Genomic DNA, 16,209 nt, shown 5'->3' on the forward strand with positions numbered 1-16,209 from the left:
TCAACCGCCTTCCCTCAGGGCCGCGCCCAGTGCTGTCACGGAGTCGGCGGCCCGCCCCGGGCGGCCAGCGATGTCGTACGCCTTCCAGCAACCGCCGCAGACGTTCTCGAAGCGTTCCTCGCGCAGGGCCTCGAAGCCGGGCAGGTCGGCCGCCGCCCCCGGGCCGAGGCGCCCCACGACCCTCAGCAGCGGATCGTCGCGGAACCCGGTCAGCGCCTGCGCCACGCCCTCGGGCCGCCGGGTCGGGGCACGCAGCGCCGACGGGCCGTGACCGGTGATCAGCCCCTCGTTGCAGCAGGGGATCACCACCCCGTCGTAGCGAACCGTGGGCGAGCCGAGCAGGGTGCACGCCGCGAACGCCCCCACCTCGTGCCGACTCTGGAGGGCGAAGACCCCCGCGCCCCGCCCGTACCGCAGGGGGGTGATCACGTTGGTCTCCGCGTCGTCGGCCCACCGCGGGCCGAGCGCCTCCAACAGCAGCCCCTCGGCCACCCGCGCGCCGTCGCCCGTGTCCAGTTCCTGGACGACGATGCGGCAGCCCGCCCGGTGGGCCGCGCGCAGCGCGCCGACGAACCGGTGGTTCGACACACCGCCCTGGTGGAAGCCGTCCGTGCTCAGGAAGAGCGTGGAGATCCGCGGCAGCAGCCGTTGTACCCAGCCGGGCGCGGAGCCGTTCTCGCGCGCCCAGTACCCGCTGGTGAAGACGATGGTTTCCAGCCCGGCGTCGGCGAACGCCCCGATCGCGTGCGGCAGCGCCCGCTGCTCGGCGAAGGGCTCGCCGCCGGAGACCGCCACCGACCGTAGGCCGGGCAGCGCGACGATGCCGGCGACGACGTCGTGGAACACCTCCCAGTCGGCGACCCTGCCGCCGTCCGCGCGGGCGTCCACCGAGCAGTGTGCACAGCCGACCGGGCACTGGTCGGTGATGTACAGCAGGACCGACTCACCGCGACGGTGGCGCATCGCCTCGGTGTCCGCCAGCGTGGGGCGGCTGCGTACCGCCTCGGTGTCAGCCCGTGTAGGACGGCTGTTCACGGTCCGCCTCCCATCCCAGGGACACCAGGCCGCCGTAGCGGCCGGAGCGGCGGTCCGAGAAGGCGGTCCCGTCCACCTGCTCGACCATGCGGCGGGCGGCGGCCTCCACCTGCCGCCCGGAGTCGCTGCGCAGGTACTCCGTCACCTGCCGCTCGGCCTCGGCGTCGCCGGACAGCGCGACGCAGTTGCCGCACATGCCCTTGTCGCACGGTCCGTCCGAGAAGCGGGCGGCCACGAAACTGGGTCCGAGCACGCGCAGCGCCCGGTACAGCTCCCGGCGCAGGAACTTCTCGCGCAGCTCGGGCCACGACTGGTGGGACGCGTGGCCGAGGATCAGGTGCTCCGGCATGCGACGCTCCACCAGGTCCTGATTGCAGCAGGCGTAGACAGTGCCGTCGTAGGTGACCAGCGGCCAGGTGATCCGGTCGCACGGGTCGACGGGCGCGACCGGGACGCCGGAGGAGGGCGTGGGAGTCAGCCCGCCGAGCTGGCGGCCACGGCCGATCGGACTCAAAGTGCCCACCAGAATGGGTACTTGGTCGTCGAACTCGCGGCGCACATCGTCGACCAGGCCCTGGAGGTAGGGATCGTCGTCCCCCCGCCCGGTGAGCTGGAAGCTCACCTGCGGCACCAGTTCGCGTATGCGGTGCATCGCCCGGAAGACGTCGGCCCGGCCCACCTCGCGTTCGTGGAACTCGTCGAGGCTGGCCGCGAAGTGGTCCACCTCGCGGATCGCCGCGGACACCGGCGCAGGCAGCTGCCGGTTCTCCCGGGCGAACCACATGCCCGACAGCACGTACGAACGGGAGCCCACGGACCGGGCGGTGCGCGCGAGGTCGGCGACGAGCGCGGCCCGCAGCAGCGCCTCACCGCCGGACATCAGCAGCAGGTCCGGCCGGGTCTCGTGGTCGAAGGACTCCACGAGCCGACGGAACGGAGTCTCGGGATGCTGTTCGCTGGTACTGGAGGAGTCGGTGGAGCAGTGGGCGCACGACAGCGGGCAGCGGCGGGTCAGGGCCAGATAGAGGCCGGCGGCGGGCTTGTTGCGGATGGCGCCGATTTCCAGCAGGTGCATGGGATCACCCCCTTCTCGATGACAGGGCGCTGGCGATCTCCTCGAGCGAGGCGAGCGTCCGCGCGGCGTTCGGGTCGTCGGTGCTGGCCAGGTCGGCCACCAGGGTGGTCAGCCGTTCGGCGGCCGCCGCGTTCCGTCCGGCGGGGCCGGGCGGCGGGCCCGCCAGCACCAGGGCCGCCGCGCACTGGCGCGCCAGCTCCGAGACCAACTCCAGGACGGAGGTCGCGCTGCGCGTGCCCAGCACCGGGTCGAGCACCTCCAGAACGCCGAAGACGGACCCGTCGGTGTCCAGCGGCGCGGCGATGATGGCCTTCGGTATCCGGCCGGTGGAGGCCGCGAAGTCCCGGTTGAACTGCGGGTGGTTGTCGAGGTTGTCGGCGATCACCGCCTCCCCGCTCTGGAAGACCCACCCGGCTATGCCGCTGTAGTCGGGGATGGTCCAGCCCACCAGGCTGTCCTCCCGGGGGTCGGAGATCGCCTCCAGAACGAGTGCCTCGCCCGCCGCGTCGTGCAGGAAGACCGACGAGGCGGGAGCGCCGAAGACAAGCCGGGCCAGCCGTACGGTCGAGCGCAACACCTCGTCGCGCCGGGACAGCGGAGGGCCGCTGAGAGGGGCGTCATGCACCGGATTCGTCATGGCCGGCTCCTTCGACGGATGGGGCGGATGGGGCGGGAGCGGCGGGTGCGGCGGGTGCGGCGGGTACGGCGGATGGGGCGGGTACGGCGGACGAGGTGACAGGGGTGGGGGCGCGGGGTGGGTCGGACGCGTCGGTGAAGTTGTCCGAGAGGGAGGCGAGGACGTGCTTGACCTCGCTCACCGGAAGATGTGGATGCTTTCCGAGGATGCGGGCCACGAATCCGGTGACGTGGGGGGTCGCGAAACTGTTCCCGGAGAGGAACGAACGGCCGCCGCCCGTCCAGGGGACCTCGATTCCGACACCGGCCGCGAAGAATTCGACCGGGGGCTGCGGACTGACCTCGATGCGCTCCGCGTCGGCAATTTCGTGCGACCCGACGGAAATCACCGAGGGAAAGATCCAGGGATAGCTGCGGACCGGGCTGTTGTGCGCCGAGGCCACGATCGCCACCCGGTTGAAGTACGCCTCGTCCGCGATGTCGTGCAGCGAGGCCTTGAAGTCGCCTTTGCGCGAGGAGAGGCTGAGGTTGACGACGTGGAAGCGCTCGGCCACCGCCCAGCGCAGGGCAGCCAGCAGCATGTTGCCGTCGCCCGCGAGTCCCGGCCCCAGGATTCGTACGCTGGTCAGGCTCGCGTCCGGCGCGATCCGCCGGATGATCGCCGCGCACGCGGTGCCGTGACCGGCGGCGTCGCCTTCGTCGTCCGGGACGATCCGGTAGCTCGGCCGGCCGTCGCCCGCGGCGTCCTGCTCGATGCGTTCCACCGCGTACGACCCCTCCAGGGGCCCGATCTCGGGATGGTCCGGCGTGACTCCGCTGTCGATGACGCAGATCCGGATTCCCGCACCGCGGGACCCACCCCAGGCCCATTCCCGGTCCACCACCGTGGAGGCCGCGACGGATGACCGGTCGACGAGTTCCCCGGCATTCATGTGGGCGAATCGGATCGTTGCCCGACGAAACGCTGTAGTGGTCAATGGAGCCTTCCGGTCACTCGTGGCTCTCTCGTATGGCGCGATACCGAACCGTCGGACGCGCCGGACCGTCCCGCTGTCGAACAGCTGAGCGGTGCCCGCGGACCGATTCTGTACGAGGTTCCAGGCCCTCGGACATCCCAGTTGTCTGGGGTGCTTTCCGGTCGACCCTGCCCCTCGCGGCGCGGAAACTGACAGTTCTCTGCGTTGTCGGTCGGCTTGCGCAGATGACCAGGCCCGGGATCAGGTTGCCGTCCAAGTCGGCGACGAGCCCGTATCCCCGGTCCTGGGCCTGGTTGGCGGAGCCGCGGTCCGCCAATGCCCCATGGGGTTGGATCTAGTTGTCGATGGCCTGGTAGAGCGTGGTCCAGAAGTCGTGGATCAGGCGGGCCGAGTCCGGGGTGGACATACCGACCTGCGTGAGCAGGATTCCGGTGAGCTGGTTGTCCGGGTCGGCGTATGCGGTGGTGCCGGTACCGCCGTCCCAGCCGAACTGGCCGATGGGCGCGTAGTCGCCGCGACGGGTGCGCACCGCCATTCCGAAGCCCCAGCCGCCCTGCTGCCCTTGGCCGACCGTGAGGTGGGCGATGTTCCTGTACATGGAGTCCCGGGCGGCTTGCTGTTCGGGCGCGAGGCGGTTGGTCGTCATCAGCTCGACGGCGGGCCGGGACAGGATCCGTTCGCCGCCGTGCATGCCGTGGTTCAGCAGCATCTGGAAGTAGGCGTGGTAGTCGTCGACGGTGGAGACCAGGCCGCCGCCGGCGCCCTGGAACGCCGGAGGACGGCTGCTCCTTCCGCCTTCCGCCTCGTCCCACACGAGGAACTCTCCGGTCTGCGGGTCGGGTCCGTAGAGGGGCGGCAGCCGGTCGATCTTGCCGGCGGGTACGTGGAAGGCGGTGTCCTTCATCCCCAGGGGATCGAGGATGCGTTCGCGCAGGAACGTCTCCAACGGCTGCCCCGTGACCCTGGAGACGAGCACGCCGAGTACCTCGTTGCTGAGGTCGTACTGCCACCGTTCACCGGGCTGGTACGACAGGGGCAGTTCGCCGAGGCGGCGCATCCACTCGTCCGGGTCGGGCGCCGGCCCGGAGGCCACGCTGTAGTCGAGGCGCTCGAAGGTCGCGGCCCTGATCGGGGAGGCCAATAGATCGAAGTCCAGTCCGAGCCCGAAGGTGGAGGTCAGCAGGTCCCGTACGGTGATCGGCCGCCGGGCCGGAACGGTGTCCTCGAGCGGGCCGTCGGGCCGCTTCAGAACCTGACGGTCGGCGAGTTCGGGCAGCCACGGGTCCACCGGTTCGTCCAGTCGAAGCCTGCACTCGTCGAGCAGCACCATCACCGCCGCCGTGGTGACCGGCTTGGATACGGACGCCATCCGGAAGACCGTGTCCCTGCGCATCGGCTCGCCACCCTCATGACGCATCGTCCCGATCGTTTCGACGTGCGTCCGGCCTCCGCGGCTGACCAGGGCGACCAACCCGGGAATCTTCTTGGACTCGACGTGCCCTGCCAGCACCTCGCGCAGCCTGCGCAGCCCTGCTTCGGAGAAGCCGCTGTTGCTTGCACTCATGATGAATCTCCTTGTCTACCGGCCCCCGTCGAGGTGGCCATGCGATGAGCGTGCACCCTGACCCAAGGTCAAGGTCAACTTCCATCGCGGCCAAGGGCCGACCCCGGCGCGGATCACAGGATTCCCGGCCTGGAAGGGGTGTCGGCCTCCACGGCCTGGTCGATGAGCGGGACCCGGTGCGCGCTACCCTCGCCCGTGTGATCATCCGCAACCCGTACGTCAATGTGAGCGCCCAGGTCCCCGGTGGCCACCGCTCGATCCTGCCCGAGCCCTGCCGTCCCGTCGCCGATGCGGATCGCGACACCGCAGGCGCCCACGATCCGAAGGTGCGGTGAGTCGATGGCAGGCGGGCTGACGATAGGTCAGGCGGCGGCGTTCGTCGGCGTCACGATCAAGACCGTGCGGCACTATCACCAGCTCGGCTTGGTCGCCGAGCCGCAGCGAGACGGTTCCGGCTATCGGCGCTACGTGTCGGCCGACCTCCTGCGACTGGTCCAGGTCCGGACCCTGGCCGGAGCCGGCGTGCCCCTGGCCGAGATCGGCGAACTGCTCGACGCCGATCCCGAGCGGTTCGCCGCCGCCCTGGACGATGTCCATCGCCGGCTCACCGAACAGGTCGAGGACCTGCTCGCGCGACGCGACACGCTGCACCGGCTCGCCCACGGCGACCGGGCCCTGCTGCCCGACCGGGCCTGCGCGGTCCTGGACCGACTCGCCGCCCTCGGCTTCGACCCCGAGTACGTGGCCACTCAACGGGAGGCCCTGGTGCTGGCCCGGGCATTGGTCCCGGAGGTCTTCGACGCCTTCCTCTCCAGGCTTGAACACGGGCTTGACGACCCCGAGTTCGTCGCGTTGACGAAGCGCGGCCTGGACGCGATGTCCTGGGATCCGGGCGACCCGCGGATCGAGGAGCTGGCGTCCGCGCTGGCCGCCAAACTGCTGGCCGACCGCTCGCTGCTGGAGATGCCGACCGGGCCTCGGCGCCACTCCGACACGTCAGCCCGGTACGGAGTGGTCAACCACCACCGGGAAGACCAGGAGCCGTCCATCGCCCGGCTGAACACGCTGGTCGAGGCGCACCTGCGGGCAGCCGGCATCGGCATCCCGCATCAGTGACGGCCTACGGTGGCCGCTGGAGGCGTACCGCGGTCAGGGACGAGCGGCGGAGGTTTCCGTGTCGGCCCGTCGGGCCGTGACCAGGCCCCAAGTGCCGCGGCATACAATCCCAGCTTCCGGACCGAAGGAGCCACCGCCCGTGATCGTGATAGCTCACCTCAGCGACGTGCACCTCAACGGCGGGGAGCGGGCCGCCGAGCGGACCCGGGTCGTCATGGAGTACCTGGAGGGGCTCCCGTACGAGCTCGACGCGGTGCTGGTGAGCGGGGACATCGCCGATCACGGGCGCCCGGAGGAGTACGAGGAGGCGGGCAAGGCCCTCGGCTCCCGTCATCCGCTGGTCGTCTGTCCCGGGAACCACGACGACCGTGCCGGCTTCCGGCGCGGCCTGCTGGGGGAGGAACGCCCGTCCGCGGCCCCGGTCGACCAGGTGCTGCGCGGCGACGGCTTCGTCCTCGCGGTGTGTGATTCGTCCCTACCCGGTGAACACCGGGGCTACCTGGAGGACTCGACGATCGCCTGGCTGGACGGGGTGCTCACCGACACCCCGCGCGAGGTGCCCGTCCTGGTCGCCTTCCACCACCCGCCCGTCCCGCTGCACATCCCGTACGTGGACGGCAGCCGGCAGTTCGGCGAGGAGCGGCTGGCGGCGCTGGCCGAGCGGCACCCGCACCTGACGGCGTTCCTGTGCGGGCACGCCCACACCGGCGCGGCGACCACGTTCGCGGGGCGGCCGCTGCTCGTGGCTCCGAGTGTGGTGTCCACGACGCGGCTCCCGTGGGAGGCGGCGTCCGGTGGGAGCGAGTACATCCACACGGACGAGCCGCCGGCCGTGGCCTTCCATGTGATCGGCGAGGACGGCCGCCTGACGACCTACTACAGGGTGGTGGTGGCCCGCCGGTAGCCGGAGCCGTCGCGGGTGCGGGTGAGGTGCCCGGCGATGACCAGGTACCGCCGCAGCGCCGCGCAGTCCTCGTGGGCGGTGAGCAGCAGGCCGTTCACCTCGGGCTCCGTGTACGTGCGGTCCGCCGCGAAGAGGGTCTCGGCGAGGTGGACGAGCAACTGCTCGCGGCGGGCCGCCTTGCGCGGGATGGCCGTGAGGCGGCCGCCGGCGGTGAACAGGTCGGTGACGCCGCGGGGGGTGCGCGTGCTGGTCTCTGCGGTGCTTTCTGGCATGTCACGGAGCTTCGCCCGGCCGGCCGCCCCCGGGCAACGGGTTTTCCCGCGCGCCATCTCCGGCGCGGGATCTTCCGCGCCGGAGAAAAGTGACGGTCGTTCATCTTACTGAGTGGTAGCACCTGCCATTACCCTCCCCGTGACCGGTTCCTGCCCCCCACGGAGGAGCACGTATGCGACGCCCCACCACGCGCACGAGAGCCCGCACGAGCGCTCGCACGAGAACTGCCGTCGCCACCGCACTCATCGCCCTCGGAGCGGCCCTGCTGGCCCCGGCCGCCTCGGCGTCCGACGCGCCGGTGGCGCTCCCGATCGCCGACTACGCCGACTATTGCGGAGGGCAGTGCGCGGACATCCTGCCGCCCGGCCAGAGCGGCAACGCCACCCTCGCCCAGATCCTCGCCCACAAGGCGTTCGGCACGCTGCCCGCCCACACCTCCGACCAACTGGCCCGCTACGACTCTCTGGTGGCCGGCTATCCCGGCCTCACCGACGCCAAGGTCAACGAGTTCTTCAACGATGCCTCCTTCGGTGTCCCGGCCGACCAGGTCGAGTCCACCAGCAGCCCGCGCTCCGACGTCACCATCACCCGGGACAAGAAGAGCGGCGTCCCCCACATCAAGGGCACGACCCGCTACGGGACTTCCTTCGGCGCCGGCTACGCGGCCGCCCAGGACCGGCTCTGGCAGATGGACCTCTTCCGGCACGTCGGCCGGGGCGACCTCACCCCCTTCGCGGGCGGCGCCCTCGCCAACCAGGGCCTGGAGCAGCAGTTCTGGCCGCAGGCCCCGTACACCGAGGCGGACCTCCAGGCCCAGGTGGACCGGATCCGGACCGCGGAGGGCGAGCGCGGGCGGCTCGCGATGGAGGACGCCCAGGCGTACATCGACGGCATCAACACCTATCGCGTGCAGTCGAAGAACGGCCGCTACTTCCCCGGCGAGTACGTGCTGACCGGACACATCAACTCGATCACCAACGCCGGAGAGATCAAGCCCTTCACACTCACCGACCTGATCGCCCTCGCCTCCGTCGTGGGCGGCCTGTTCGGCGGCGGCGGAGGCGGCGAAGTACAGGCCGCGCTCTCCCTGTTGTCCGCGCAGCAGACGTACGGCCTGGAGGAGGGCACCCGGGTCTGGGAGTCCTTCCGCCAGCGCGAGGACCCCGAAGCCGTGCTCACCGTCCACGACGGGACGAGTTTCCCCTACGCGCAGAAACCCGCCGCCCCCCAGGGCGCGGCCCTGCCCGACGCCGGCTCGGTCACCGCCGAGCAGCTCGTGTACGACCGTACGGGCTCGGCCGCGACCGCCGCCGCGGCCACCCCGCCGGGGCCGGTCAAGCAGAGCATGTCCAACGCCCTGCTCGTCTCCGGCGCGAAGACCGCGAGCGGCCACCCGGTCGCCGTCTTCGGCCCGCAGACCGGCTACCTCGCGCCCCAACTCCTCATGCTCCAGGAGCTCCAGGGCCCGGGCATCAGCGCGCGCGGCGCCTCCTTCGCGGGCGTCAGCATGTACGTACAGCTGGGCCGCGGCCAGGACTACGCCTGGAGCGCCACCTCGGCCGGCCAGGACATCACCGACACCTTCGCCGTCGAACTGTGCGAGCCCGGCGGCGGCGCCCCGACCAGGACGAGCACCTCGTACCTCTACCGCGGCACGTGCACCCCGATGGAGAAGCTGGAACACACCAACACCTGGAAGTCGTCCGTCGCCGACCCCACCCCGGGCGGCTCCTACCGGATGCAGGTGTGGCGCACCCACTACGGCATCGTCACGCACCGCGCGACCGTGGCGGGCCGGCCCGTGGCCTACACCGCGCTGCGCTCCACGTACCGCCACGAAGCCGACTCGATCATCGGCTTCCAGATGTTCAACGACCCCTCCTACGTGAAGGACGCCCGCACCTTCCAGGAGGCGGCCCAGCGCATCGGCTACGCCTTCAACTGGTTCTACGCCGACTCCCGCGAAGCGGCCTACTACAACAGCGGGTCGAACCCGGTGCGTCCGGCCGGAGTCGACGCGGCGCTGCCCATCCAGGGCAAGCAGCCATACGAATGGCAGGACTTCGACCCGGCCGCCAACACCGCGGCCTACACTCCGCCCGCCGAGCACCCGCAGTCCATCGGCCAGGACTACTACATCAGTTGGAACAACAAGCAGGCCAAGGGGTACGGCGCGGCCGGCTTCGGGATGGGATCCGTCCACCGCGGCGACCTCCTCGACCAGCGCGTCAAACCTCTCGTTGCGGCGGGCGGCGTGACCCGCGCCAAGCTCACCCAGGCCATGGCCGACGCGGCCGTCACCGACCTGCGCGCCGAGAACCTGCTGCCCGAACTGCTGGCCGTGCTGCGCAGCGCGCCCGTCACCGACCCGGCCGTCGGGGCCGCGATCGACAAGCTCGCCGCGTGGCAGGCCGCCGGCGCCGAGCGCAAGGAGACCGCGCCCGGTTCGAAGGCCTACGCGCACGCGGACGCCGTCCGGATCATGGACGCCTGGTGGCCGCTGCTCGTCGAGGCCGAGTTCAAGCCCGGCCTCGGGGCGCCGCTCTACGACGCCCTGCGCGCCTCGCTCACCATCGACGAGGCACCCAACGCGGGCCACGGGCCCACCGGTTCGCACGCCGGCTCGGCCTTCCAGTACGGCTGGTGGAGCTATGTGGACAAGGACCTGCGTACGGTCCTCGGCCGTCCGGTGTCCGGACCACTGGCCCGCGCGTACTGCGGGGGCGGCTCGCTCTCCGGGTGCCGGGACGCCATGACGGCAACGCTCAAGCAGGCGGCGGCCGCCACCCCCGCCGCCGTGTATCCGGCGGACGGGATCTGCGCCGCGGGCAACCAGTGGTGTGCGGACGCGATCGTGCAGCGTCCGGTGGGCGGCCTGACCCACCCGCAGATCAACTGGCAGAACCGGCCCACCTATCAGCAGGTGGTGGAGTTCCCCGCCCACCGCTGAGGCCCGTGTGTACGAAGGCCCGCCGGCTCCGGAGTGGTCCGGGACCGGCGGGCCTCCTCGCGCAAGGGCGTCCGCGTCAGGGGGCGACGGTGATCTGCTGCGCGGGGTCGGTGGTGTCGGTGACCTTGTACACGGCGTTGAAGGTGGACGCGGTCGCGCTCGTCGGGCAGCCGAAGCCGCCGGTGACGGTGACCGGCACCGAGGCGTTGGTGAAGGTCAGGCTCGGCGGGGCGCCGTTCGTCCAGGATCCGGGGGCGCTCGCCGGTCCGGAGGGGGCGGCGGTGACGGTGCAGACGGCGAGGCCGGTGGTGTGGACGACCAGCCCGCCCGTGGGCACGGTCATGGTGGCGGTGACGGGGGAGCCGTCCTGCATGGACACCGACCAGGCGCCGCTGGTGGTGACCGTGGGGGTCACGCCCCACATGCTGGAGGTGCACGAGCTGTACGTGGGCGGGGAGATCGGGGAGGAGACGGGACCCGCCGGGTTGTGGTTGCCGGGGGCGGCCGGCACCGTGCCCGTGGAGACGGAGACCGTGCAAGTCACCGTTACGGAACCGGCTTTGAGGGTGGCCTTCCCGCTGAGGGCGGCCTTGAAGGCGTGCCCGGCCGGGGTGACGGTGGTCGACCCGGCCAGGGGTAAGGGCAGGGCGGTGGCGGAGACCGGGGCGAGGGACATGGCTGCGGCCGCGGCGCCCGCGGCGAGCGCGAGCGTGGTGGTGCGCGTACGGCTCATGGCTGTGCTCCTTGGGGATCGTGGTGCGGTGGGGGAGCCGGCGTGGGGGACGTGGCTGTGTGGGATGCGGCTGTGTGGGATGCGGCCCCGGAGGTGCCGGGGTGCGGAGCGGCGTACGGCTGCCAGGCGAACATCAGGCCGCCGCCGAGGATGCCGAGCAGGGTGCCGATCAGGAACCCGCCGAGGTTCGACAGGACCAGTGCGGCCATGGCGATGAGGGTGGTGAGGACGCCGGCCAGGGCGCGCTGGGGCGGGGAGAACCAGGCGGTGAGGCCGAGCACGATCATGACGATGCCCATCAGGACCGACGGGATCCCCGCCACCCCTTGCTGGAGCATGATCTTCAAGGGCGCGAGCGGCAGGACACAGATCTCGGCCCCGGCCAGGATGGCGAACAGCCCGCCCCAGAAGGGCCGGCCGCGCCGCCAGCGCCGCCAGCGGCTCAGAAGCATTCCTTCTTGCCCTTGCTGATGTTCATGTTCAGCCCGGAGAGCTTGAAGGTGCCCGCATTGGTGGCCCAGGCCGTCTGGTGGAGATCGGTGATGCTGACGGTGTCGGCCTGCTGGGCGAAGAGGTCCTGCATGCCCACCGCGTCCGCCGGCCCCTTGTCCAGGGTGGAGGCGTCGCGGCCGATCTCGATGTTGGTGAAGACCGCGTCGCCGGAGAGCTGGGTGGCGTCCACGAAGAGGTTGCTCGCCTCGACGGGGGCCTTCTGGCCCGCGGTGAGGTTGAGCGAGATGTCGCCGATGATCGGGAGGGTGGTGACCACCGACTGGCAGAGGCTGTGGAGCTTGGCCTCCCTGATGGCGGTGACCGCCACCGGGATGAGCTCCTCGCGGGCGTTGACGTCCACGCTGCCGTACTGGGCGAAGCCCTCGCCCTCCAGGCTCTTCGCCGACACCTTGAACTGCTGGCCCGAGACGGCAAAGGAGGCGGCGAGCGCACCCTCGGCGAGGGCGATGCCGAGGCCGGCGGTCACGGCGACGGCGGGGAGGGTCAGTACGGCGAACCGGCGCCAGCGGACCCTGCCCGCATCGTCGGCCCTCTCGGATAACTTCGGGGAATCTGCCATGAGATCGTCCCTTATGTTCGGCTGTGCGCCGTTGTTTGTTACCGACGAGTTGAATGTAAGAGTGCCAATGGGGGTTGGCAAGGTTGCTCGGGCGTACCCTTTCGGCCGAGTCCTACTCGCCAAGTCACGCCCCGGGAGACTCCGTGTGCAGCAGCTCGGCGACCTCGGCGTCCACCCGCCGGGCCATCGCCCGCGCGAATTCGGCGGCCACGACCTCGCCGGCCAGCGGACGCAGCGCCGACACCGCCTCGGTGATCTGCCGCAGGCGCGTGGCCGAAAGCTGCTCCAGCCCGTCCGCTCCGATCACGTGCGCGCTGAACAGCGCGACGAACCGGTCCGCGACCGCGGCCGCCTGCGTCTGTACGAAGTCACCCGCGTCCAGGACCTCCGCGAGTGGAACCCCCGCACGCACCAGCGTCACCGTCGCCGCCAGCAGCCGCTTGCTGCGGTGCGTGACCAGGTCGCCGTCGATCGTGACGTACCCCAGCTCGGCCGCCCGCCGGGTGTCCTCGGGGGAGGCCGTCGGGCCGAACAGCTCCCGCAGCTCGGCGCGGGACATGACGACCGGGTCCTCTTCCTCCCAGTCGCGGGTCATCTCCCGCTCCAGACCGAGGAGTTGGGAGAGTCCACCGCCCTGCTCCCAGGCAGCCAGCAGCTCGGCTATGCCGTTGACCGTGTAGCCGCGCCCCAACAGGTCGTTGATCAGGCGCAGCCGGGTGAGGTGGTCGTCGGAGTACCAGGCGATCCGCCCCTCCCGGCGCGGCGGCGGGAGGAGCCCGCGCTCCTGGTAGTAGCGCAGGTTGCGCACCTTGACCCCGGCCGCACGGGCCAGTTCCTCCCGGCGGTAGTGCCCGCCGACGGCCGCGTCCTGATCTACCTGACTGCTCACGCGGCCGAGTGTAGGACGTGGTGACGGGCCTACCGGCGGGTTAGCCCGGGGCGGTTGGGAGAGCGCCGCGCAGGGCGTACCGGCAGGTCACGCGCCGCGGGGCTGCTCGCGCCGCTTGACCGCCCGCAGGACCACGAACTTCGGCTCGCTCGCAGCGACTTCGCTGTTGCCGAAGAGGCGGCGCAGGTGGGTGTGGTACCCCATGTGGCGGTTGGCCACCACCCACAGCTCGCCGCCCGGCCGCAGCACCTTGCGCGACTGCGCGAACATCCGCAGCGCCGTCGCGTCGGTCGTCGCCTGGTGGGAGTGGAAGGGCGGATTGCAGAGCACCAGGTCCACCGAACCGGGCGGCAGCATCGATACGCCGTCCCCGACGATGAACTCGGCGCGGTCCAGGCGTCCTTGGATGTTGGCGCGGTACGTGGCCTCGGCCGAGGCCACCGCCTGGTACGACTCGTCGGTGAAGACGACCTCGGCCTCCGGGTCGGCCACCGCGACCGCCGTGCCGACGATGCCGTTGCCGCAGCCCAGGTCGACGACGCGGGCCCCGTCCGTGTTGGTCGGAATGCTCTGTAGGAAGAAGCGGGTGCCGACGTCGAGGCGGTCCGCGCAGAAGATCCCCGCGTGGTTGACCACGGTCAGACCGGAGCCCGACCCGGCGTCCTGGTCGACGGTGTACGTCACCGGCCACGGACCGTCGGTCCTGGGGTGCGCGGCCCCGGGGTTCCCGGGCGTGCAGAAGATCAGCCGGGCCTTCTTCTCGGCCAGCGAGGTCTTCGTCGGACCGAGGATCTTCTCGAAGAGCCGCAGCGTGGAGGTGTGGATCTCCTTCACCATGCCGGCGCCGACGACCACGGTGCCCGCGTGCACGTGCGGGGCGACGCGGTAGAGCTGGTCCTCCAGCAGCGCCAGGCTCTTGGGCACCCGCACCAGCAGCACGTCGATCCGCTCCGGCGGCGCGTCCTGCGTCGTCAGGAGGGTCACGGTGCCCTTGGCGGTCCCGATGCCGTTGCGGTCCAGATTGGCCGCGGTGGCGGAGCGGGTCAGGCTGGAGTCGGTGATCTGCGTGGGGTGGTACGCGGCCAGCGCCGTCGTCAGCGCCCCCCAGCGGTCACCGATCACGGCGATCTGCCCGGCGCCGGCCAGATCCACCGGGCCGCGTTCACCCGTACCGGATTCGAGGTGGCGGAGCAGGTACTCGTCGGCGGCGTCCCATGCGAAGAGCCGGTCGCGCGGGTCCTCGGGGAAGCGGGCGAGCTCGTAGGAGCCGAAGGGCGTGGTCAGACGGTTCATATTGCCCCCAGGCTAACCGAGGGACCGCCCCGGTCCCGCACGGGTGGGGCCGGGAGAGTCGGCGGCGCGGCACACGGCCGCGCCGCGGGCCCGGCCCGGACCCGGTCCCGTACGCCCCTGCGACCCCTCCGGCACCGCTACTCCGGGAAGTCCCCGGCCATCGCGGCGGCGATCCGCAGGTACGGAGCCGCCTCTGCGGCCCGGCCCTGGCGCTGCAGGGTCCGCCCGAGCATCAGCTGCGCGTAGTCCTCCACGGGCCAGCGGTCCAGAACGGCACGGAGCTCGCGCTCGGCCTTGGAGAGCTGCGCGGAGTGGTAGTAGGCGCGGGCCAGCAGCAGCCGCGGAGCCAGCAGCTCGGGAGCCTCGGCCGCCAGGCCGTGCAGAACGCGGGCGGCGTTCGCATACTCCTTCGCCTCGAAGAAGAGCAGGCCGCGGTCCCAGCGCTCGGCGGCGGTCCCGTGCTCCAGGTAGCCCTGCTGCGCGTCGATCGCACCCATGACGTCCATCGGGATCCCTTCCACTGTGCATCTGCCGAGCCGAGCCGGGCCGAGCCGGGGGCTCTGCCCCGCCTTGCCGTGCTCGTCGTTCCGTCCGGCTGCTCAACACGAGGATCCGTACGCACATTCCCATGACCTCGGCGGCGGCGCCGGGACTAAGTTGTGCGGTATGAGCAATCTCGATCGCCAGCCCGCTCTCTCCACCTGCGGCGGCCGCGGGTTCGTCGTCGCCGAGCCCGTGCGCGAGCTCCTGAGCCCGCGCACCGTCAAACTCGGCGAGTCCACCGAGGTCCGCCGGCTGCTGCCGAACCTGGGCCGCCGCATGGTCGGCGCCTGGTGCTTCGTCGACCACTACGGCCCCGACGACATCGCCGACGAGCCCGGCATGCAGGTCGCGCCCCACCCGCACTCGGGGCTCCAGACCGTGAGCTGGCTCCACGAGGGCGAGGTGCTGCACCGCGACAGCGTCGGCAGCCTGGCGACGATCCGCCCGCGCGAGCTCGGCCTGATGACCTCGGGTCGGGGCATCAGCCACTCGGAGGAGAGCCCGCGCCCGCACGCCCGCCTCCTGCACGGCGCGCAGCTGTGGGTGGCCCTCCCGGACGCGCACCGCGACGTGGACCCGCACTTCCAGCACCACGCGGACCTCCCGCAGGTCAGCGCCCCGGGCCTGACGGCGACGGTCATCCTGGGCACCCTGGACTCGGCGACCTCGCCCGGAACCGCGTACAGCCCGATCGTCGGCGCGGACCTGACCCTGGCGGCGGGCACGGAGACCCGGCTCCCGCTGAACCCGGACTTCGAGTACGCGGTCCTGTCGATGTCGGGCGAAGCCCACGTCGACGGCGTCCCGGTCCTCCCGGGCGCCATGCTCTACCTCGGCTGCGGCCGCACGGACCTCCCGCTGCGCGCGGTCTCGGACGCCGGCCTGATGCTGCTGGGCGGCGAGCCGTTCGAGGAGGAGATCGTGATGTTCTGGAACTGGATCGGACGCTCCCAAGAGGATATCGCAGGCTTCCGCGAAGAGTGGATGAACGGCACCCGCTACGGCGAGGTGAAGGGCTACGACGGCGCTCCGATTCCGGCTCCGGAACTACCCCCAACTCGCCTGAAACCCAGGGGAAGAGTGCGCTGAACTGTGCCGATGTTGTCATGGGTAGGCCGGACGGAAGGGCTGTCCTTTCGTTCCGGTTCC

17 protein-coding genes are annotated in these 16,209 nt (G+C 71.4%); 5 read left to right on the forward strand and 12 right to left on the reverse strand.

What is annotated here, in order from left to right; translation table 11 throughout:
• The 5 genes from AC3IYI_RS34855 to AC3IYI_RS34875 form a co-directional block, all read right to left on the reverse strand.
• Nucleotides 1-1,035, reverse strand: a complete 1,035-nt coding sequence (locus AC3IYI_RS34855; RefSeq protein ID WP_489407423.1) for a hypothetical protein — start codon at nt 1,033-1,035, stop codon at nt 1-3.
• Nucleotides 1,010-2,110 (reverse strand): radical SAM/SPASM domain-containing protein, encoded by a 1,101-nt coding sequence (locus AC3IYI_RS34860; protein WP_489407424.1) that lies wholly within the window; start codon nt 2,108-2,110, stop codon nt 1,010-1,012. The genes AC3IYI_RS34855 and AC3IYI_RS34860 overlap by 26 nt, the downstream gene beginning before the upstream one ends.
• Nucleotides 2,111-2,114: 4 nt before the next feature.
• Complete coding sequence (locus AC3IYI_RS34865) at nt 2,115-2,747, reverse strand: GAF domain-containing protein (RefSeq protein ID WP_489407425.1); 633 nt, start codon at nt 2,745-2,747, stop codon at nt 2,115-2,117.
• A complete protein-coding gene (locus AC3IYI_RS34870; protein WP_489407426.1) occupies nt 2,728-3,678 on the reverse strand; it encodes a S8 family serine peptidase in 951 nt (316 codons plus the stop codon). The genes AC3IYI_RS34865 and AC3IYI_RS34870 overlap by 20 nt, the downstream gene beginning before the upstream one ends.
• 379 nt (nt 3,679-4,057) lie before the next feature.
• Complete coding sequence (locus tag AC3IYI_RS34875; RefSeq protein ID WP_489407427.1) at nt 4,058-5,287, reverse strand: serine hydrolase domain-containing protein; 1,230 nt, start codon at nt 5,285-5,287, stop codon at nt 4,058-4,060.
• Between the two features lie 197 nt (nt 5,288-5,484).
• Between AC3IYI_RS34875 and AC3IYI_RS34880 the strand changes: the two genes are divergently transcribed.
• From AC3IYI_RS34880 to AC3IYI_RS34890, 3 genes are all read left to right on the forward strand, one after another.
• Nucleotides 5,485-5,622, forward strand: a complete 138-nt coding sequence (locus AC3IYI_RS34880) for a hypothetical protein (RefSeq protein WP_489407428.1) — start codon at nt 5,485-5,487, stop codon at nt 5,620-5,622.
• 4 nt (nt 5,623-5,626) lie between these two features.
• Nucleotides 5,627-6,403, forward strand: coding sequence for a MerR family transcriptional regulator (locus AC3IYI_RS34885; RefSeq protein ID WP_489407429.1), 777 nt, complete (start codon nt 5,627-5,629; stop codon nt 6,401-6,403).
• Nucleotides 6,404-6,542: 139 nt separating this feature from the next.
• Nucleotides 6,543-7,307: a metallophosphoesterase gene (locus tag AC3IYI_RS34890; RefSeq protein WP_489407430.1), complete on the forward strand. Its 765-nt coding sequence runs from the start codon at nt 6,543-6,545 to the stop codon at nt 7,305-7,307.
• Here AC3IYI_RS34890 and AC3IYI_RS34895 read toward each other — a convergent pair.
• Nucleotides 7,280-7,579 carry a DUF2087 domain-containing protein gene (locus AC3IYI_RS34895; protein WP_489407431.1) on the reverse strand — a complete coding sequence of 100 codons (300 nt, stop codon included), beginning with the start codon at nt 7,577-7,579 and terminating at the stop codon, nt 7,280-7,282. The genes AC3IYI_RS34890 and AC3IYI_RS34895 overlap by 28 nt on opposite strands.
• 173 nt (nt 7,580-7,752) lie before the next feature.
• On the opposite strand from AC3IYI_RS34895, the gene AC3IYI_RS34900 reads away from it, so the two are divergent.
• Nucleotides 7,753-10,530, forward strand: coding sequence for a penicillin acylase family protein (locus tag AC3IYI_RS34900; RefSeq protein WP_489407432.1), 2,778 nt, complete (start codon nt 7,753-7,755; stop codon nt 10,528-10,530).
• 76 nt (nt 10,531-10,606) lie between these two features.
• On the opposite strand, the gene AC3IYI_RS34905 is transcribed toward AC3IYI_RS34900, so the two are convergent.
• From AC3IYI_RS34905 to AC3IYI_RS34930, 6 genes are all read right to left on the reverse strand, one after another.
• Nucleotides 10,607-11,263: a hypothetical protein gene (locus AC3IYI_RS34905; protein WP_489407433.1), complete on the reverse strand. Its 657-nt coding sequence runs from the start codon at nt 11,261-11,263 to the stop codon at nt 10,607-10,609.
• Nucleotides 11,260-11,715 (reverse strand): DUF6114 domain-containing protein, encoded by a 456-nt coding sequence (locus AC3IYI_RS34910; protein ID WP_489407434.1) that lies wholly within the window; start codon nt 11,713-11,715, stop codon nt 11,260-11,262. Before AC3IYI_RS34910 ends, AC3IYI_RS34905 begins: the two co-directional genes overlap by 4 nt.
• Nucleotides 11,706-12,335, reverse strand: a complete 630-nt coding sequence (locus tag AC3IYI_RS34915; protein WP_489407435.1) for a DUF6230 family protein — start codon at nt 12,333-12,335, stop codon at nt 11,706-11,708. Before AC3IYI_RS34915 ends, AC3IYI_RS34910 begins: the two co-directional genes overlap by 10 nt.
• Nucleotides 12,336-12,459: 124 nt before the next feature.
• Complete coding sequence (locus AC3IYI_RS34920) at nt 12,460-13,224, reverse strand: MerR family transcriptional regulator (protein WP_489407436.1); 765 nt, start codon at nt 13,222-13,224, stop codon at nt 12,460-12,462.
• A gap of 87 nt (nt 13,225-13,311) precedes the next feature.
• The gene (locus tag AC3IYI_RS34925; RefSeq protein WP_489411784.1) at nt 13,312-14,508 is read right to left on the reverse strand and encodes a methyltransferase; all 1,197 of its coding nucleotides are present in this window, start codon (nt 14,506-14,508) and stop codon (nt 13,312-13,314) included.
• Between the two features lie 146 nt (nt 14,509-14,654).
• Entirely contained in the window at nt 14,655-15,023 is a 369-nt protein-coding gene (locus tag AC3IYI_RS34930; protein ID WP_489407437.1) for a tetratricopeptide repeat protein, read from the reverse strand.
• Between the two features lie 160 nt (nt 15,024-15,183).
• On the opposite strand from AC3IYI_RS34930, the gene AC3IYI_RS34935 reads away from it, so the two are divergent.
• Nucleotides 15,184-16,149, forward strand: a complete 966-nt coding sequence (locus tag AC3IYI_RS34935; RefSeq protein WP_489407438.1) for a pirin family protein — start codon at nt 15,184-15,186, stop codon at nt 16,147-16,149.
• The last annotated feature ends 60 nt before the right edge of the window (nt 16,150-16,209 follow it).

This window comes from Streptomyces sp. GL_148 (assembly GCF_057834205.1).